At 26.0% G+C, this 19,753-nt stretch carries 15 protein-coding genes, 1 tRNA gene and 1 pseudogene; 7 read left to right on the plus strand and 10 right to left on the minus strand.

Annotated features, from left to right (window positions below; all coding sequences use genetic code 11):
- Positions 1-240: 240 nt before the first annotated feature.
- Positions 241-327: transfer RNA gene (locus GQV94_RS00005), tRNA-Leu, on the minus strand.
- A gap of 287 nt (positions 328-614) precedes the next feature.
- On the opposite strand from GQV94_RS00005, the gene flgL reads away from it, so the two are divergent.
- Together flgL and GQV94_RS00015 are read left to right on the plus strand one after the other, a co-directional pair.
- Positions 615-2,873 (plus strand): flagellar hook-associated protein FlgL, encoded by a 2,259-nt coding sequence (gene flgL / locus GQV94_RS00010; protein ID WP_200168941.1) that lies wholly within the window; start codon positions 615-617, stop codon positions 2,871-2,873.
- A 674-nt stretch (positions 2,874-3,547) separates the two neighbouring features.
- Positions 3,548-5,809, plus strand: a pseudogene (locus GQV94_RS00015) (DNA translocase FtsK); the annotation flags it as partial.
- Positions 5,810-5,845: 36 nt separating this feature from the next.
- Here the strand turns inward: GQV94_RS00015 and groL are convergent.
- Positions 5,846-7,483: a chaperonin GroEL gene (groL, locus tag GQV94_RS00020; RefSeq protein WP_200168943.1), complete on the minus strand. Its 1,638-nt coding sequence runs from the start codon at positions 7,481-7,483 to the stop codon at positions 5,846-5,848.
- 18 nt (positions 7,484-7,501) lie between these two features.
- Positions 7,502-7,762 (minus strand): co-chaperone GroES, encoded by a 261-nt coding sequence (gene groES, locus GQV94_RS00025; protein WP_200168944.1) that lies wholly within the window; start codon positions 7,760-7,762, stop codon positions 7,502-7,504.
- A 159-nt stretch (positions 7,763-7,921) separates the two neighbouring features.
- On the opposite strand from groES, the gene GQV94_RS00030 reads away from it, so the two are divergent.
- The 4 genes from GQV94_RS00030 to GQV94_RS00045 are packed head-to-tail and all read left to right on the plus strand — an operon-like array spanning position 7,922 to position 11,401.
- On the plus strand, positions 7,922-9,934 hold the full coding sequence (locus GQV94_RS00030) for a hypothetical protein (RefSeq protein WP_200168945.1): 2,013 nt from the start codon (positions 7,922-7,924) through the stop codon (positions 9,932-9,934).
- Between the two features lie 9 nt (positions 9,935-9,943).
- Positions 9,944-10,552 (plus strand): riboflavin synthase, encoded by a 609-nt coding sequence (gene ribE, locus GQV94_RS00035; RefSeq protein ID WP_200168946.1) that lies wholly within the window; start codon positions 9,944-9,946, stop codon positions 10,550-10,552.
- The gene (locus GQV94_RS00040; RefSeq protein ID WP_200168947.1) at positions 10,516-11,205 is read left to right on the plus strand and encodes a polyphenol oxidase family protein; all 690 of its coding nucleotides are present in this window, start codon (positions 10,516-10,518) and stop codon (positions 11,203-11,205) included. The genes ribE and GQV94_RS00040 overlap by 37 nt, the downstream gene beginning before the upstream one ends.
- On the plus strand, positions 11,198-11,401 hold the full coding sequence (locus tag GQV94_RS00045; protein ID WP_200168948.1) for a hypothetical protein: 204 nt from the start codon (positions 11,198-11,200) through the stop codon (positions 11,399-11,401). The genes GQV94_RS00040 and GQV94_RS00045 overlap by 8 nt, the downstream gene beginning before the upstream one ends.
- Positions 11,402-11,405: 4 nt before the next feature.
- On the opposite strand, the gene GQV94_RS00050 is transcribed toward GQV94_RS00045, so the two are convergent.
- Genes GQV94_RS00050 through GQV94_RS00060 form a run of 3 tightly spaced genes read right to left on the minus strand, consistent with a single transcriptional unit; the run spans position 11,406 to position 13,818 of the window.
- Entirely contained in the window at positions 11,406-12,608 is a 1,203-nt protein-coding gene (locus GQV94_RS00050; RefSeq protein WP_200168949.1) for a sensor histidine kinase, read from the minus strand.
- Positions 12,595-13,266, minus strand: a complete 672-nt coding sequence (dccR, locus tag GQV94_RS00055) for a two-component system response regulator DccR (protein ID WP_200168950.1) — start codon at positions 13,264-13,266, stop codon at positions 12,595-12,597. The genes GQV94_RS00050 and dccR overlap by 14 nt, the downstream gene beginning before the upstream one ends.
- Positions 13,267-13,278: 12 nt before the next feature.
- On the minus strand, positions 13,279-13,818 hold the full coding sequence (locus GQV94_RS00060; protein WP_200168951.1) for a rhomboid family intramembrane serine protease: 540 nt from the start codon (positions 13,816-13,818) through the stop codon (positions 13,279-13,281).
- A 139-nt stretch (positions 13,819-13,957) separates the two neighbouring features.
- Here GQV94_RS00060 and GQV94_RS00065 point away from each other — a divergent pair, with 139 nt between their 5' ends.
- Positions 13,958-14,317 (plus strand): PepSY-like domain-containing protein, encoded by a 360-nt coding sequence (locus tag GQV94_RS00065; protein ID WP_200169133.1) that lies wholly within the window; start codon positions 13,958-13,960, stop codon positions 14,315-14,317.
- Here GQV94_RS00065 and GQV94_RS00070 read toward each other — a convergent pair.
- The 4 genes from GQV94_RS00070 to aroB are packed head-to-tail and all read right to left on the minus strand — an operon-like array spanning position 14,314 to position 19,751.
- Complete coding sequence (locus GQV94_RS00070) at positions 14,314-15,909, minus strand: AAA family ATPase (RefSeq protein ID WP_200168952.1); 1,596 nt, start codon at positions 15,907-15,909, stop codon at positions 14,314-14,316. The two genes, GQV94_RS00065 and GQV94_RS00070, sit on opposite strands and share 4 nt — an antisense overlap.
- Positions 15,899-17,164 carry a tRNA (N(6)-L-threonylcarbamoyladenosine(37)-C(2))-methylthiotransferase MtaB gene (mtaB, locus tag GQV94_RS00075; RefSeq protein ID WP_200168953.1) on the minus strand — a complete coding sequence of 422 codons (1,266 nt, stop codon included), beginning with the start codon at positions 17,162-17,164 and terminating at the stop codon, positions 15,899-15,901. Before mtaB ends, GQV94_RS00070 begins: the two co-directional genes overlap by 11 nt.
- Entirely contained in the window at positions 17,161-18,705 is a 1,545-nt protein-coding gene (locus GQV94_RS00080) for a mechanosensitive ion channel domain-containing protein (protein ID WP_200168954.1), read from the minus strand. The genes mtaB and GQV94_RS00080 overlap by 4 nt, the downstream gene beginning before the upstream one ends.
- Positions 18,702-19,751 carry a 3-dehydroquinate synthase gene (gene aroB, locus GQV94_RS00085; RefSeq protein ID WP_200168955.1) on the minus strand — a complete coding sequence of 350 codons (1,050 nt, stop codon included), beginning with the start codon at positions 19,749-19,751 and terminating at the stop codon, positions 18,702-18,704. The genes GQV94_RS00080 and aroB overlap by 4 nt, the downstream gene beginning before the upstream one ends.
- Between the last annotated feature and the right edge of the window lie 2 nt (positions 19,752-19,753).

The raw sequence follows: 19,753 nt of genomic DNA on the forward strand, positions 1-19,753 counted from the left end.
TAAAAGAATTATCATTTTCTTGAAATAAGATAGACATTTTAAGATTTTTATTTTAGATAGAAATATAAATTTATAGGTTTTAAAATCTATTTAAGCTTTTTACTAGGGTATTTAGTTGTGTAAAAATCTTTTAATTATCTATCCATTTTTATCCTTATAAAGTATGTGCAAATTTTTAAAAAATATTTTTTGCATATATTTTTCAAAATATTAAAAGAGATTAATTGAGATAAGAAGTAATGGTGCCCAAGGTCGGACTCGAACCGACACAAGGTTGCCCTTACTAGATTTTGAGTCTAGCGCGTCTACCAGTTTCACCACTTGGGCTAAAATTGGAAATTATACTTTTTTTAGGTTAAAAAATGCTTTAAAAAGGTAAAAATGATTTTTTATTAATAAAATTCTATGATTAAATATTTGTTTAAATGTAAATAAATACACTTAAAAGTCGATAGTTATAAAGTTTGCTAATAAAATTTTTATAAAGATATTAAATAATAAAAAATGAAATTTCTATAAAACTATCGATAAATTATTTTTTTGGAATATTTATTGCTTATTTGGTTTTTAGCAATATTTGAAAAGATAATTATCAATTTATCAAGGAATTATAAATGAGAGTTACCAATAAATTAAATTTTACAAATTCGATTTCTAACTCTATGAATGGTCAAAATGCTTTGTATAAAATATCTCAACAAATTTCTTCAGGTCTTAAGATACAAGATTCTTATGAAGATGCGAGTGCTTATATTGATAGTACTAGGCTTGAATATGAGCTTAAAACTTTACAGCAAGTTAAAGAAGCAACACAATCTGCTCAAGAAATGACTCAAAATAGTATGAAAGCTTTACAAGATATGGTAAAACTTTTGGAAGATTTTAAGGTTAAGGTAACTCAAGCTGCAAGTGATAGTAACTCTCAAACCTCAAGGGAAGCTATAGCAAACGAGCTAAAAAGAATCAAAGAAAGTATTTTACAGCTTGCAAATACAAGTATAAATGGTCAATATCTTTTTTCAGGTTCTCAAGTAAATAATAAACCTTTTGATTCAAATGGTAATTATTATGGAGATAAAAATAATATCAATGTCGTAACAGGCTCAGGAACAGAAACTCCTTATAATATCCCTGGTTGGGATTTGTTTTTTAAAGCAGACAATGATTATAAAAAACAAATTACAACAAATGTAAGTTTTACTGACAATCGTTATAATTTAAAAGAAGATCCTAGTAAAACAAAATACCTTGATGGTGATTCAAAATGGAGTCATTTGATCGGACAAGGATATGTTCAAGATGGAAAATTAGATCCAGATAGAGATTTTGATGAAAAAGATTTAAAACTTGATTTTCCACCAACTACTCTTTATGTTCAAGGAACAAGACCGGATGGAACAAGCTTTAAAAGTGCTGTGCTTGTAAATCCAGAAGATAGTTTAGATGATGTGATGGAAAGTATAGGAGCACTTTATGGAAATAGTGCAGACAATAAAGTAGTTGATGTAACTATAAATGATAGCGGTCAAATTCAAATCACTGATTTAAAACAAGGGAATAATAAACTAGATTTTCATGCAGTTGCTTACACTCCACAAATGGAAACAACTGAAAGTTTTAGACAAATGGAAAAATTTGCTAAAGAGAATAATATTAGCATGGATAGTGTAACCAATGCTGTAATGCAACAAGCATTAGAAAATGGTGGAGATATAACAAATTTACAAACACCTGTAACAATTACTTTAACAGGACAAGACGGCGAAGAAAAAGAATTTACATTTAGTCTAGCTCAAACAGATTTTATAAGAAGCAATATGACAGATTCTGATGGAAATCAAGCAAATGGTGCTGATTATGATAATGTGTATTTTGAAAAAGATGGTAATACTGTTTTTGGTAATGTTTCTCAAATCATCAAAGGAAGCAATGCTTACGCTACGGATTCCACAAAGCTTAGCGAGGTAATGGCAGGAGATAGTCTTAATACGACTTTAAATTTAAAAGTAAGTTCTAAGGGTGGAAATACTTATGATGTAACAATTGATTTAGCAAATTCAAGAGTAAGTTATCCAGATCCTAAAAACCCTGATCAAACTATCACTTTCCCTATAATGCATACAGATCCTGCTACGGGAAATAGTGGAGTGGTAACTCCTTCAAATGATATAACTTATAAGCAGTTAAATGATGTTATAGCACTTTTTGCTTCGGATAAAGCTCCAACTCAAAGCATTAACGTGGATAATGGAAAAATTAGTGCAAATGATTACAATAGTTTTCAGCAAAATTTAAGTGATTCAAAATCTTTAGTTGATGTTAAAATGGACTATAAAGGACGCATTAGTGTAACAGATAAGCTTTCTTCAGGAACAAATATAGCGATTTCTTTAAGTGATTCTGCTAGTGGAACATTTCCACAACCTCCTTTTACTCATACATCAACTATAACTTCGGGTCCGAATTTTTCTTTTAGTGCTAATAATTCTTTAGTTATAGATGAGCCTAATGTGGATTTGATTAAAGATCTTGATATGATGATTGATGCTGTATTAAGTGGCAATATGAGAGCAGATGCTGATTCAAGTGATCCAAGAAATACAGGTATGCAAGGAGCATTAGAAAGACTTGATCATTTAGCAGATCATGTAAGTAAGCTAAATACTGTTATGGGGGCTTATCATAATACTATAGAAGATACTAATACTAGAGTAACTTTTTTAAGCGTAAATGTAGAAAGCATTAAGTCAAATGTTATTGATATTGATTATGGTGAGGCTATAATGAATCTTATGCAAACTCAACTTGCTTATCAGGCTTCATTGAAAGCAACTTCTACGATTTCTCAAATAAGCTTGTTAAATTATCTATAAAATCTTTTATGTTATAATGACTTCTAAATTTAATTTAAGGATATAAAATTAAAAAAGAAGTCATTTTTTTAAGCTCAACTTTTGTTATTTTTTATCTTTGTTTGTGTATGTTTATACCCTCTATGGGTATTTTTTTATATAAATTTAATATTTTATTGTTTGGAAAATTTAGCTATTTTTATCCATTTTTTTTAATGGTTATTAACTATATATACTACAAAAGGCATTATAAATTAGAAAATTCTAAAAGAAGTGAAATTTTTGGATTTTGTTTTGTATTTTTTTCTATAATGCTTTTATTTGCTATTTTTTATCCTAATGAAGGCTATGTTTTAAAATTATTATATAAGCTTTTTTCATTCTTTTTTGGACATATATTAAGCGGATTGATCGCTTTATTCTTTTTGCTTTTATCTATTATTTTACTTTTTCCAAGTTTTACTAAAGAAGTTTTTAATCTCGAATTAGATTTTAGCAAATTTCTTTATTTTGAATCTAAAATAAAAGCTTTGTTTATGGATGTTTTTGGAGGAGAAAAAGAAGAGGTAGAGAGTAAAAATTCTAAAACTCCTATTTTTAAATTTAGTTCTCAAAATACTTTAGAGTCTTCTGAAAAAGCAAAAGATAATTCCATGGCAAAGCAAGCTCAAGAAAGCAAAAATTTAATAGAAAATATACCTACAAAAAAAGAAGAGGTTGATAAAATTAAAAAAGAGGAAAATATAAATGAGAATATTGAAATCATAAATGAATCGAAAAGTTTTATATATGAAACCTCAAAAGAAATTGAAAATTTTGCTAAAAAAGCAAGTAGAAGTAGTATTAGTTTAGACGAAGAATTAAATTTTATTTTACAAGAAGAGGCAGATATGATTCCTGAACGTTTTTTAAAACCTAAAAAAATTGAAGATTTTAAAGATCAAATTGATGAGAAAAGTAATCTTGATGAGCCAAGTTATAAGCGTAAAAATATAGAAATTTCTTTACAAAAAAATACCAATAAACCTAAGATTTTTGAAAAAGAGCTTGAACTTAGAGAACAACTTTTACAAAAGGCTAAACTTGAAGAAGAATATAAAATTTATCAAAATCAAATTTTAGAAAATCGCGTTAAAGAAGAAATTGAAATTCTTGAAAAAGAAGAAAATTTAAACATACTTCAAGGAAATAAATATACTATCAACGATCAATATGAAAATAAAGAAGTTGTGCCAATAAAAGAAGAAAAACAAGATGTTATTCCTATGGTAGAAGAATTAAATACCCCATATATTCCACAAACTCCTATTGTAAAAATAAGCGAAATTAAAGAAGAGTCTTTTTTGCCTCAACAAAGAATTTTTGAAAACAAGATTGAACAAGAATTAGAAGAAAATTTAGATCAAGTAAATCTAAATCAAAACAATGATATAGAAGAGGTGAATTTAAATAACACTGAGAGAAATGAATTTTCTAAAAGTGTTTTAATCAAAGAAATAGAGCTAAACCAGCAACTTTTAAAAGATATAGGGCAAGGAGAAATTCAAAAACCAAGTGATTTTAAACTTCCTTCTTTTGAATTTTTGGCTAATCCTATTCATCTTAAACAAGATATGGATGAAAATGAAATAGATAAAAAAATTTATGACTTATTAGAAAAGTTAAGACGTTTTAAAATAGGTGGAGATGTCATTAGCACTTCTGTTGGACCTGTGGTAACCACTTTTGAATTTAGACCAAGCGCAGATGTTAAGGTAAGCCGTATTTTAAATTTGCAAGATGATTTAGCTATGGCTTTAAAAGCAAAATCTATACGTATTCAAGCCCCAATTCCAGGTAAAGATGTAGTAGGTATAGAAGTTCCAAATGAACAAATCCAAACAATTTATTTAAGAGAAATTTTAGAAAGTGATGTATTTCAAAACGCAAAAAGTTCTTTAGCGATTGCTCTAGGTAAGGATATAGCAGGTAATGCTTTTATAACAGATCTTAAAAAGCTTCCGCATCTTTTGATCGCAGGAACTACAGGAAGTGGAAAAAGTGTGGGTATAAATTCTATGCTTTTGAGTTTGCTTTATAGAAATTCTCCTAAAACTTTAAGACTTTTAATGATAGATCCAAAAATGCTTGAATTTAGTATTTATAATGAAATTCCACATTTATTAACCCCAGTAATTACAGATCCTAAAAAAGCTATTATTGCACTTTCAAATATGGTAGCTGAAATGGAGCGTCGCTACAGATTGATGGCTGATGCTAAAACAAAAAATATAGAAAATTATAATGAAAAAATGAAAGAAAATGGTTTAGAAACTCTACCTTTCATTGTAGTGATTATTGATGAATTAGCAGATTTGATGATGACTGCTGGAAAAGATGTTGAATTTTATATAGGGCGTCTTGCACAAATGGCAAGAGCTAGTGGAATACATTTAATCGTTGCAACCCAGCGTCCTTCTGTGGATGTTGTAACTGGGCTTATCAAAGCTAATTTGCCAAGCAGAATTTCTTATAAAGTAGGGCAAAAGATCGATTCTAAGGTAATTTTAGATGCCATGGGTGCTGAAAGTTTATTAGGACGTGGAGATTGTCTTTTCACTCCTCCAGGAACAAGCTCTATTGTGCGTTTACATGCTCCTTTTGCAAGTGAAAGTGAGATTGAAAAGGTTGTAGATTTTCTAAAAGAGCAAGAAAGCGTTATATATGATGAGAATTTTTTAAAAGATTCTCAAGGAGCAAATAATAATGCTCAAGATTTTGATAATAACGATGAATTTGATGAATTATTTGAAGATGCTAAAAGAGTAATTTTAGAAGATCGCAAAACAAGTATTTCTTATCTTCAAAGACGTCTTAAAATAGGTTATAACAGAGCTGCTAATATCATTGAACAACTAAGTAAAGCAGGGATTTTAAGTGAGCCAGATTCTAAAGGACAAAGAGAGATTATTATTTAAAAGAGTCTAAAAATAGACTCTTTTTTGAGTGGTTGATTACATCATACCACCCATTCCTCCCATACCTCCCATTGCACTCATATCAGGCATAGCAGGTTTATCTTCTTTTATATCGCTAATTGTTGCTTCAGTTGTTAAAAGCATACTTGCTACAGAAACCGCATTAAGTAATGCCACTCTTTCAACTTTAACAGGATCGATAATACCTGCAGCAAACATATCTACATATTCACCTTTGGCGGCATCAAAACCTGCATTTTCATCTTTATTATTTTCAACGCTATTTACAACAACACCTGCATCAAAACCTGCATTTTCAGCAATTTGTTTTAAAGGTGCTCTTAAAGCTCTCTCAACAATAGCAGCTCCAATTGCTTCATCACCTTTTAAATCAAGTTTAATTTTTGATTTTGCTTTGATTAAAGCTGCACCGCCACCTATAACGATACCTTCTTCAACTGCTGCTTTAGTAGCACTCAATGCATCATCTACGCGATCTTTTTTCTCTTTCATTTCTGTTTCAGTTGCAGCACCAACTTTAATAAGTGCAACACCACCGCTTAATTTTGCAAGTCTTTCTTGTAATTTTTCTTTATCGTAATCTGAAGTTGTTTCAGCAATTTGTGCTTTGATTTGATTGATTCTTGCATCAATATTTGCTTTTTCTCCACTACCATTAACTATAGTAGTATTGTCTTTATCTATAATAACACTTGAAGCTTGTCCTAAATCTTCTATACTTGCGCTTTCTAAAGTTCTTCCTAATTCTTCAGAAATAACTTCGCCACCTGTTAAAATAGCAATATCTTCAAGCATAGCTTTTCTTCTATCACCAAAACCAGGAGCTTTTACTGCAGAAATATTTAAAACACCTCTTAATTTATTAACAACTAAAGTTGCAAGAGCTTCACCTTCAATATCTTCAGCTACGATTAAAAGAGGTTTTCCTGTTTTTTGAATTTGTTCTAAAATTGGCAATAAGTCTTTTAAACTTGATATTTTTTTATCATATAATAAAATATAAGGATTTGATAATTCTACTAACATTTTATCAGCATTAGTAATAAAATAAGGACTTAAATATCCTCTATCAAATTGCATACCCTCAACTACATTTAACTCATCATTAATTGATTTTGCTTCTTCAACGGTGATAACTCCATCTTTTCCTACTTTTTCCATAGCATCTGCAATCAAATTTCCGATTTTTTCATCAGAATTTGCAGAAATAGTAGCAACTTGAGCAATTTCTTTTTTATCTTTTACTTCACGTGAAAGTTTTTTAAGCTCTTCTACGATAGCTTCGCAAGCTTTATCCATTCCTCTTTTTACTTCAATAGGATTAGCACCTGCTGTAATATTTCTTAAACCTTCTTTGAAAATAGCGTGTGCAAGAACAGTCGCAGTTGTAGTTCCATCTCCAGCTTGATCTGCAGTTTTGCTAGCAACTTCTCTTACAAGAGAAGCTCCCATATTCTCAAGACTATCTTTTAACTCAACTTCTTTAGCAACACTTACTCCATCTTTTGTAATACTTGGTGCTCCAAAACTTTTTTGAATTAAAACATTACGACCTCTTGGCCCCATTGTTACTTTTACAGCATCGTTTAATTTTTTAACACCTTCATAAAGTTTATTTCTTGCTTCATCTGAAAAAATAATTTCTTTTGCCATTGTTTATCCTTTTTTTAATTATTTTAAAATTCCTAAAACATCATCTAAATTTAAAACAAGATACTCATTTGCATCAAGCTTAATTTCTGTTCCGCCGTATTTTGCGAATATAATTTTATCACCATTTGATATATCATTTACTTCTTTGCTTACTGCAACTACTTCACCCATTAAAGGCTTTTCTTTAGCATTATCTGGTATAATAATTCCTGAAGCAGTTGTTTTAGTTTCTTCTACTCGTTTAACTAAAACACGTTTTCCTAAAGGTTGAAAATTCATTTTGTCCATCCTTAATAATTTTTTTAGCACTCTTTTATTTTGAGTGATAAAATATTATTATAAAAAATGAAATTTGTCAATACTTTAAATAAAAATATTTATATAACTTTAGTCAGTTATAGTAAAGTTTATTTATAAATTAAATATTAAGGATAAATAATGAGAAAAATTTTTTATGGTATATTAGCCTTTATTGCTATAGTTTTTATTATATGTTATGTAATACTTTTTACATCATTTGGAAATAGTATTGTTTCAAATGTTGTTCAAAATAAAGTAAAACAAAATTTAGGCTTTGATTTAAATATTACTTATTTTAAATTAAGACCTTCTTCTTTGGAGTTAAAAACTGATTTAGCTAATATTGCACATTTTAATATCGATGGAAATTTAAGTCTTTTTAAATTATCTTTTGATCTTAATTATAATATCGCTTTACAAAAAGATTATGCTAAAAGTTTAGGTCTAAATTTAAATAAAAATCTGGAATTTAATGGAAAAGCTTATGGAAAAATAAGCGATTTTTTAGTTAACGGTAAAGGTTATTTTCTAGGCTCTAATGTAAATTTAGATTCTAGAATTTATGATTTTAATCCTATTGTTTTAAATTTAGATGCAAAATCTTTAAAGATTGAAGATATTTTAAGTTTTATTTCTATGCCTGCTTATGCTAAAGGTAATATAGATATAATAACACAAATACAAGCAAAAAATTTAAAACCTAATGGTAGTGCTAATATAAAACTTGATACAAGTTATATAAACTATGAAAGAATTCAAAAAGATTTTGGAGTTTTATTACCTAAATCAAATATAAATTCTACTATAAATGCTTTAATTAAAGAGGATAAAATTTTTGCTATTAGCAATATAAATACAAATTACTTAAATTTAAAAACTCAAAAAACTTTATATGATATAACTAAAAATAAATTAAACTCAGATTTTGAATTAAAAATTTCAGATTTATCAAAATTACAGAATTTAACTCAAATAAAGCTAAATGGTCCATTATCTATAGCAGGAATTTTAGAGCTTGATCAAAATATTCTTTCAAATGTGAATGTGAATGTTAATGATATAGGTGAAGAGGTTGGGGCTAATCTTCAAAATAATAAAATAAAAATTATTTTAAAGAATGCAAAAATTGAAAAAATCTTAAAAATTTTAGGTTATGAATCTTTAAGTAATGGTTATATAAATGCAAATATAGAAAATTTAGATTTGAATTTTAACAAATTAAATGCAAATGCAAATTTCGATATAAAGGGTATCTTAAATGCTAAAGCTTTGGGTAATATTTTAAATAAACAAGTTTCAAATAATATCAATTTTGATTTAAAGGCTAACTCTATAGCAAAAAATAATATAGCAAATTTTAATGCTAGTTTAATTTCAGATCTTTTAAAAATACCTAATTTAACAGGGAGTTTTGACATTAAGAAAGTTATATTAAATTCTAAATTTGATCTTATTTTAGATGATTTTTCAAAATTAAGTTTTTTAGCTGATAGAAAATTAAGTGGTAAAGCAGAATTTAATACTAAAGTAAATTTTGATAAAAATTTTGATATTGAACTAATAAGTAAAAATTTATTTAATGGAAAATTAGAAGCAATTTTTAAAAACAATATATTGAATGCAAATTTAAATGATGTTGAGCTTTCTGAGTTGGCAAAAAGTCTTGATTTTATTGATATTTATCAAGGTAGAGCGGACATAAGTGCTAATTATGATATTAATAATGAAAAAGGAGACGCTAAGCTTGATATTAAAGAAGGAAAATTAAAATCAAATGCTATTACAACAGCTGTTAAAATTTTAACATTAAAAGATATTACTACAGAAGTTTTCCATACTTCTAGCGCTAAAGCAAATATTAATAAGGATTTAATTGATTTTAATCTTGATATGCAAGCAAAATATAGCAATATTAATATAAATAAAGCAACAATAAATTTAAAAACTCAAGCTATAAATCTTCCTTTTGAAGCTAGTATTAATAAGGCAAATTTTAAAGGCTCAATTACAGGAACAAGTGAAAATCCCAAAATCAAATTAGACGTAGGAAGTATCGCAAATTCAATTAAAAATGTTATAGGAGAAAAAGCTAAAGATCAAACTAATAAAGTAGGGGAGAAAATTGATAAGCTTTTTAATAAAATATTTTAAGGTTAAAAAATGTTTAATGGTCTCATAAGAGAAATTGCAAAAGTAAAATCTTTTCGTGGGCATATATTAAGTCTAAAAACTGCTTATCGTCCAAAGATAGGAGATAGTATAGCGGTTAATGGAGCTTGTTTAAGTGTTATTAAATTATATCAAGATGGTTTTGATCTTGAGCTTTCTTATGAAAGTCGCACTAATATTGCTATAGAAAATTTAAAAGATAAAGTGCATATAGAACCTGCTTTAAGATATGGAGATAGAATTGATGGTCATTTAATGCAAGGACATATTGATGCTATAGGAGAGCTTATAAAGATTCAAAAAAATGAAAATGGGATAGATTTTTTTATAGCTTTACCTCAAAAGATTATGAAATTTATGGCAAATAAAGGAAGTATAGGTATTGATGGGGTAAGCTTAACAATCAATGAAGTTTTTAGAGATAAAATACGTCTTACAATTATACCAATCACTTTTAAAGAAACACTTTTTAAGGATTATAAAATAGGAAGAAGAATTAATATAGAAAGTGATCTTTTAGCGCGTTATCTTTATGCGCAAACAAATCAAAATAAAGGTCTTACATGGGAAGAAGTGGAGAAAATTTCTTATCTTTATTAGATAATGAGCAAGTTAGTATTTTTTGTGCCTATGATAAAGATTATAGCCCTTTTAAGGCTAAAATATTAAATGAGAATTTATTTTCTGATTTGGGTTTTAAAAATATAAAACAATGTGTGTTTATGAATCAAATTCACTCTAATAAAGTTGAAATTTTTACAAAAAGTTTTACAAATTTTTCTTGCGATGGAATTATTAGCACTTGTAAAAATACCGCACTTTGTGTTTTAAGCGCGGATTGTTTACCTTTGCTTTTATGGCATAAAAGCGGGATTATAGCTGGGCTTCATTCTGGAAGAAAGGGGACTTTTGAAAATATTTTAAAAGAGAGTATTGATAAATTTCATCTTTTAAATCCAAGTATTAAAAATGAAGAAATCAATTTATTTATAGCACCTAGTATTTGTCAAAAAAATTATGAAATTAAAGATGAACTTTTATCTTTTTCGCAAAAGTATTTTAAAGATTTTATTAAAAATTCTAGACTTGATTTAAAAGCAATTGTTAAAAAACAAGCAAAGGATTTAAGAATAAATAATATAAAAGATTGTAATATTTGCACTTTTGATGATAAAAGATTTTTTTCTTATAGACGCGAACAAACAAATAAAAGATTTGTTAGCGTTATTGTTTTAAAGGATTTAAATGTATAACAGAAAAGATTTAAGAGTTTTAAAGATCATACAAAAAGCAAGAGAATTTGGTGATAATGATTTATTAAATGAAAATCTTGTTGAAATTCTTATAAATTCAAAAATGAATAATTTAAGTCAAAATGATAAGAAAGAATTTATTAAAATACTTAATTCCATAGTAGAAATAAAAGAAAAAGCTCATTTAAGCAAATAAAACTTTACCATTTTAAAGTAAAAGTAGTTCCTATATTTTCATCTGAAGTACAAGAAATTGATATATTATTTTCTTTGCAAATTTTTTTTACCAAAGAAAGTCCTATGCCAAAACCACCTTGATCTTGATTAAATCTTGCGTAGCGATCAAAAATATTTTTTAAATTTTCTTTAGCTATGCCAATACCACTATCATTAATACTTAAAAAATTTTCTTTAAGACAAATATTGATATTTCCATTTTTTTTATTATATTTTATAGCATTGCTTAAAAGATTATCAAAAAGTTTTACAAATTGAGCTTTATTAGCAAAAATAAAACTTTTTTCTAATTTACTTATAAGTGTTATTTTTTTTTGCTCTAAAAAAGGTTTAAAATATTCTAAACGCTCACAAATGAGTTTTTTTAAATCAAGCTCTTCTTTTTCTTTGGAGAGGGTGTGTTCAAAGTTATAATAGACTAAATCAGAATATACCTGATTTAAGGTTTTAGCTGCAAGTTTAATGCGTTCAAATTTCTTATTTTCTATATTTTGTTTTTGGAGTTGTTCTATACTCATTAAAATAACGCTTAATGGAGTGTTGATTTCGTGAGTAGAATCTTTAATAAAGCGATTTAAAAATTTAATTTTTTCATCTAATGGTTTTAGAGCTATTTTTACTAAAAAATAGGCAATAATAGCAAGAAGTAAAAAAGCAAAAATGGCACAAATTAATACTTTAATTCTAATCCATAATAATTCTTGATTTATATCATTTCCTTGTATGATGATTTTAAGAGCATTTTCTTCATTGTCAATTTCGTTATTTTTATTAATTAAATAATAATTATTTGAATTCATTTTTGCTTCGAAAAATACTTTTCCATTTTCAATTCCCCTTCCTTTAAATTTAGCTTTGGCTTTTGATAAATTAAAATCTAAATTATCGAAAAAAATTTGATTTTTATCAAAAATAGCAAATTTAAGTTTTGATGAATCAGCTATATTTTTAGAGCTTTGTTCGACAGGAATAAATTTAGAATTTATAATATTAATAACAATATTTCTATGAATTTCTTTAAGATTGTTTCCTTGTAAAATTATCAATTCTTCATAAAGTTTTTGATACCAAAGAGTAAAGAAGAATGCTAAAAAAATTCCTGTTGTTGTAAGATAGATAAATAAGATTTGATAAATCACTTTTTTACTTGATTTATTCTCCGACATAACTATAACCTCTACCCCTTTGATTTATAATCTTTTCTTTTCCTAAAAGCTTTCTTAAATTTTTAATATATACTCTAAGACTTAATTCACTTGGTTCTTCATCATATCCCCAAATTTCTTCAAAAATAGTTTCGGTTTTTATAAAATGATTTTTATTTTTTAATAAAAAGGCTAAAAGTTTTATTTCTTTATTAGGCAAAGATAAAGGTTTTTCATCTTGATATAAAATTTGTGATTTTAATGCAAATTTAAAACCATTTCCCAATTCTTCAAAATCTTCTTTTTTATGAGAAAAAGCTCTTTTAAGTAATGCTTCTATGCGGATGCTAAGTTCAGCAAGCTCAAAAGGTTTGCGTATGTAATCATCACATCCTGAATCATAACCTTGTTTTAAATCAGCTAAGGTGTTTAAAGAAGTCATAAAAATAGCCGGAGTTTTTTTTCCGCAATTTCTTAGTTCCTTAAGCAAGGAAAAGCCGTCTCCTAGAGGAATTTTTACATCCAAAATCCAAAGATCAAAATTTTTTTCATATGCTAAATTTAAAGCTTCATTTGCATTATTACAAAGTATAACTTCATAGCCTTCATCTTCTAAAAATTCTTTTATAATTTCGCTTAAGGATAAATCATCTTCTAAAAGTAAAATTTTCGTTGCCATTTTTTCTCTTTTTTAATATTTTTTAAATATTTTAAAATTATTTTTTAATTTTGCAAAAATATATCCACAAACAAATCCAAAAATATGCCCATACCAAGCTATATTAATACCCATAAGCAAAGGAACAAAACTCATAAGCAAAAGAGCTACAATAAGTCCTTTTGTGCTATTTTTATTTAAAAAAGCAAAATAACCCATTAATACGCAAATTGCTCCACTTGCACCTATAAGATTGATTGTTTGATTAAAATAAATATACGCAAAATAAATATAAAAAAGGCTTAAGATGGAAGTTGCCATACCTCCTATAAAATACAATAAAATAAAATTTAAAGCTTTGATTTGTTTTTCTAAAATAAGTCCAAATTGAAATAAAACAATCATATTTAAAATTAAATGTGTTAAATCAGCGTGTAAAAACATCGAGCTTAAAATTTGCCAATAAAAGTCTTCTTTAAAAAATAAAATATTAAGTCCAAATATATCATAACTAGAATAAGGAATTAAAATAAAAAATAAAATATTTATAAATATTAAAATAAATACAAACAAAAAGACTCCTTATTGTAAAAATTCACAAAAAATTCACAAATAAAAAATATACTTTAGAAATTTTGAATTTAGGGTTTATAATTTGAAAACTAAAAGTATTATTATATCATTAATTTTATTTAGCTATTTATCAGCTGATATGATTATTTCCTTTGATTCTTTGCCTCCTAATTCAAAGGAATTTATAAAAAAATATTTTAAAGCTCCGGTGGGTATAGTTCAGCAAGATAAAAATTCCTATGAAGTTTATTTAAGCGATGGAACAGAGCTTGAATTTTCTAGTGATGGTTCTTGGAGAGAGATAGAAGCTAAAATTACTCCTTTGGATTTAGATATTTTGCCTGTAAATATAGCTAGTATTGTCAAAAATGAATTTAAAAATATAAAAGCAAAAGAAATAGAAAAAAAAATTAATTATTATAAAATTAAACTTGTTAATAATATAAAAGTTTTAATAGATTTTAATGGAACTATTTTACATAAAGAATATGATGATTAAATCATTATAATTTCTTTAATATCATCATATTCTAGTTTTTCTTTTTCGAGTAAAATGGATGAAAGCTTTGAAATTTTTTCTTTCATAGGGGTTAAAAATTCATACATTTCTTCTTTTTGTTTTTTTAAAGAGCTGTCTTCTATCATATCAAAACTTATCATGAAATCAAGAATTTCTTTAATTTTTAAAAAGTCATTTTGTGAATTTGTATAGTTTTCATTGTAAATAAGCTCCATTGCACACGAGCCTGCTAAATAAACTTTTATTTTATTAAAAAGTTCTGATTTTGATTTTATATTATTTTCATACTCTTTAAATCTATCTTCAATAAGGGTAATTTTTTCAAATTTTATATCAAAGTAATATGCGCTCAAAGCTTTTGCAGCTTGATAGGTAGCTTGAATTTTCTTTTCTTTTTCATTAAAACTTAATATTTTCTTTTTTCCTAAAAGGACTTTATTTAATACAGCAAAAAAATCATTTTCACTTACTTGATTTGAATTTCTTCTTAATGCGTTAATAGCAGCTTCATTTACCAAAGTTTCAAGTCCAGCTCCACTAAATCCTACGGTTGCTTTAGCAATTTTTTGTAAATTTGCTTCATTTTTTTTATCTTTCATATAAATTTCTAAAATTTTAAGCCTATCATTAAAATCAGGCAAAGATAAAAAAATTCTTCTATCAAAGCGTCCTGAGCGTAGAAGAGCACTATCCATAAGCTCTATTTTATTTGTAGCACCAATTACGATAACGCCACTATTATCTTCAAAACCATCCATTTGGGTTAAAAGTTGATTTAATGTACTATCTCTTTCTACATTAGACATTTCTCCTCTTGTTTTTCCAACTGCATCAATTTCATCAATAAATATAATACTTGGCGCCATCATTTTAGCTCTAGAAAAAAGCTCTCTTACACGCTTTGCTCCCATTCCAACATAAATTTCAACAAAGCTAGATCCGCTTTGATAAAAAAAAGGAACCCCAGCTTCTCCTGCCACAGCTTTTGCAATCAGAGTTTTACCAACACCAGGGGGTCCTACCATTAAAACCCCTTTAGGCATTTTTACTCCAAATTCTTTATATTTTTTGGGATTTTTTAAAAAATCAACTAATTCACTTAGCTCTGTTTTTACTTCATTAACACCTGCTACATCGTTAAAAGTTATATTTGAAATAACGGGTTTGATATTAATATCCCAAGAGTTTGTATTTAAATTTCTATTTTGTTCTTGATGATTTTGTATTTTAAAGTTTTGTTTTTTGCTAGAGAGCAAGATGAAAAATAAAAGAGCAAAAATTAAAATTAGAATTAAAATAAGCAAAAAATAATTTTCTTTTTTAACTTCTATTGGAACTTTATTTAAAAGTTCTTTTATATCCACACCATCTTTTATGATGGCGTAATTTTCTCCTTTAACTTTTAAAAAAATTTCATTTTCATCAATAATAGCTTTTTGTATTAAATTTTGATCAAGAAAGCTTTGATATAACTCTTTATCTATAAATTTTACTTCATTTTTTAAATATAAAATAACAAATAATAAACACAAAATAGCCAAAGATATAAAAATAATTTTTTTATTTTTCATAATCATGCCTTAAAATAACTTCATTATATTCTTCTTTAATATTATAATTTTTAACACTTAACCATTCTTTTGAAATATCTTTAAAAGAATGAATTTTTACTTTATTAAAAAATTGATCATAGCCTTCAAAGATATTGTCTTTTTTATTTTCTACTAAAATTTCAAGTTTTGTATTTTTATAATTTTTTCTAAAATTATAATTATTTTCTTTAACTATATTTTTTAAAATATTTAATCTTTCTTTTGCAATTTGACCATTTATAGTATTTTTTAAAGTTGCCGAATGAGTGTTATTTCTTGGACTAAAAACAAAAGCATGAATATGAGTAAGATTAAATTCTTTAAAATTAGCTAAAGCTTCTTGCCAAATTTCTTCGCTTTCTCCAGGATGACCTACTATAAAATCAGTTCCTAGAGCAAAACCTTTAGAGGAAAGTTTTTGAAATAAAGCAAGATCATTTTTTGTATGAGATCTGCGTCTCATAATTCTAAGCATGGTTTCACTTGTGTGTTGTAAGGCTATATGCAAATGTCTTTCAATAAAATTTTCATCTAAAATTTCAAAAAAACTTTCATCAAGTTGAGCAGGTTCAAGGCTACCTAGTCTAATACGTTTAATCCCTGATATTTTTCCTAATTTTTGCAAGAGTTTTCCAAGGCTTGTTTGATCTTTTAAACCATAACTTCCTATATTAGTTCCTGTTAATACAAGTTCATTATAGCCATTTTGGGCTAGTATTTTAGCTTGTTCTAATAAAATATCTTCTTTAACACTTCTTGATTTTCCTCTAACGCTTGGAATAATGCAATAACTACAATTAAAATCACATCCTTCTTGGATTTTTATAAAAGCTTTTGTATGATGTTCATATTTGCTTACTATGTCTTTATCTATAAAATTTAAATTTCCTATTTCATAAAAATTTTTTTTAGTATTTAATAAATCATTAATTTTATTTTTTTCAGATGCTCCTAAAACTCCAAAAATTTGTTTTTTGTCAAAGAGTTCTTTGCCTTTGCTAAAAGCACCGCATCCTGTTAAAATGATTTTTATTCCTTTTCTTTGTAGATTATGAATATAGTTTTTAATCCCGCTATCAGCTCCATTTGTAACTGTGCAAGAATTAATAATAATAATCTTAGCCTCATCTTCCTTATAGGTAATTTCATAATCTTTAATATATTTTTTTAAAAGTTCGCTATCATAAATATTGGTACGACAACCAAATGTTTTAATAAAAACTTTTTCCTTCAAAAATTCTCCTTAGAATGTTTTAAAATATCCTCTTTAGAAGGAAAATAAATATTTTGAGTTGGATAAGTAAATTTTATATCTTTATGTTTATTAAATTCTTTAACAATTTCTTTGCATAATGTACTTCTAAGTGTTAAAGCTGCATAGGAATTTGTCATATACCACGCAGAAATTCTCATGCCATAGTTTTCAAAAAAAGTAAAAAATTTAGGTCCTACTTGAGGATTTTTAATGCTATAGGTATTTTGAAGTTTAGTTAAAGTTTTTTTAGCTAAATTTGTATAAGGTTTAGAATGTTTAATTACGATTTCTTCAATAATTTTTTGAGCTTTTTCAAGATTAGAATCAAAACTAAGAGTAATATCAATACCATCAAAAATGGTTTTCATACCATGATGCGTATAGTTTGATATAAGCTCTGTAAAAACATAGTTATTAGGTATAAAAATAATTCTTCCAGCACGTCTATTATCTGTGTAAGTTACAAGAGTGATATCTTCATAAAGTGTAATTTTTAAAAGAGAAATATCTATAATATCTCCAACATAAATTTCATTATTGTATGTTACTCTTATACGATCGCCTACACGAAAACTTCCACCAAATATAATTACACACCATCCAAGCATAGACATAAACATATCTTTCATTGCAATAGCTAATCCAGCAGAGGCAAAACCTAAAATAGTAATTAAATAAGAAATATTTTCTATATAAACAAAAAGTAAAATAAATAATATAATATTGACATTAATAACATTAATAATCTTAGTTGCAGTATAATAGCGTTCATTATCTTTAATATATTTTTTAACAATCATTTTTAACAAAAACGATATAACAATTACTATGATAATAGCAATAATAAGATTTAAAGCTTTTAAGCTTTGTTCTTTTATCTCAGATTGAACACGAAAAATTTCTTCATCGATTTTTTTTTCATAAACTAAAAATGAAACAGAAACAAATTGCAAAGCTTGTTCAAATTCTTCTAATTTTTTGTTAGATTTTTCTAATTCTTTTATATTTTCTTTACTATTGTTAAATTTTACAAGCTCTTTTAGATCTGTATTTTTTTCTTTGATGGTATCAATTAAATTTTTAAAATTATTAAATTTAAAAATATATTCTTCTTTTTCGTTTTTTAATTTTTTTATATGAGAAAAGGCATTAATAATCTCTAAAGGATTGGTAAGTTTTGGTAATATTTCTATATTTTGAGGAACAAGCAAAATTTTAGCAAAATTAAAATCTTTATAATCTTTTAAAAGATTTAGTTGCTCTTTTAACGAAACAATCTTTTTTTTAATTTCTTCTTTTTGTTCTAATTTTAAATCATCCTTTTTTAATAAAGAATCTAAAACTATAAGTTCATTATTAATTTCTTGATATTTATTAAAATTTTCATAATGAATATTCCATACATTTTTATTGATTAAAGAATTAAGTTCTTCAATTTGTTTATTGATAGTATTAATTGTAGCATTTTGACTATAAACAAAAGAACAAACTAAAATTAATAAATAAAGTATTTTTTTCATATAAAACTTTCTAAGCTTTTTAAAATGATATTTTTATCTATATCATCTTTAATAATAGCTTTTCCTATCTTTTTTAATAAAATAAAATTTATTTTTTCTTGTTTGGTTTTTTTATCAAGAAAAAAGCTTTGATAAAAGGTATTTATATTAGGTATTTTATAAAATATAGGCAAATCAAATTTTTGTAAAGTTTGATTTATTTCTTGAATTTGTGTTTTTTTTAGAAAATTTAAATGATAAGCTAAAATATTTGCCATATGAATTCCAATGCTTACAGCTTCTGCGTGTAAATATTTTTTATAAAAAGTTTGATTTTCTATTATATGTGCAAAAGTATGACCATAATTAAGCATCATTCTTAAATGATTTTCTTTTTCATCTTTTGAAACAATTTTGGCTTTAATTTCTACGCTTTTTTGAATGATATTTGAAAGCAACTCATCATCTCTTGATAAAAAAAGCTTTTTATCGATATTTTGGATGAATCTAAAAAAATAAATATCAAAACTCAAAGCCATTTTTATAACTTCTGCCATAGCAGAACTCAATTCTTTATCATTTAAAGTTTTTAAAAATTCACTTTGGCAATAAACAGCTTTTGGTTGATAAAAACTACCTATGAGGTTTTTTCCAAATTGATTATTAATCCCTGTTTTACCTCCAACAGAAGCGTCCACACAGGCTAAAAGAGTGGTTGGAATATTGATAAATTCAATTCCTCTTTGATATATACTCGCAACAAAACCTCCAATATCAGAAATAACTCCTCCACCAAAACTAATCAAAACGCTTTTTCTATCAATACGGTGCACAAACATTTGATTTAAAATTTTTTCTACTGTTTTTAAATTTTTATATTCTTCGCCTTCTTCTATACTGATGATAAAGAGTTCTTTACATTTTATTTTGCTTTTTAGAGTTTTAAGATGAAGATTTAAAATTCTAGCATTGCTTAGTAAAACAACTTTAGTATCAAGATTAAGTTTTTCTAATTCATTAATAAAAACTTTATAAGAATTTTGTTTTAATTTGATATCTATTTGCATTT

The sequence above is a fragment of the Campylobacter sp. TTU_617 genome (assembly GCF_016599045.1).
Taxonomy (GTDB): domain Bacteria; phylum Campylobacterota; class Campylobacteria; order Campylobacterales; family Campylobacteraceae; genus Campylobacter_D.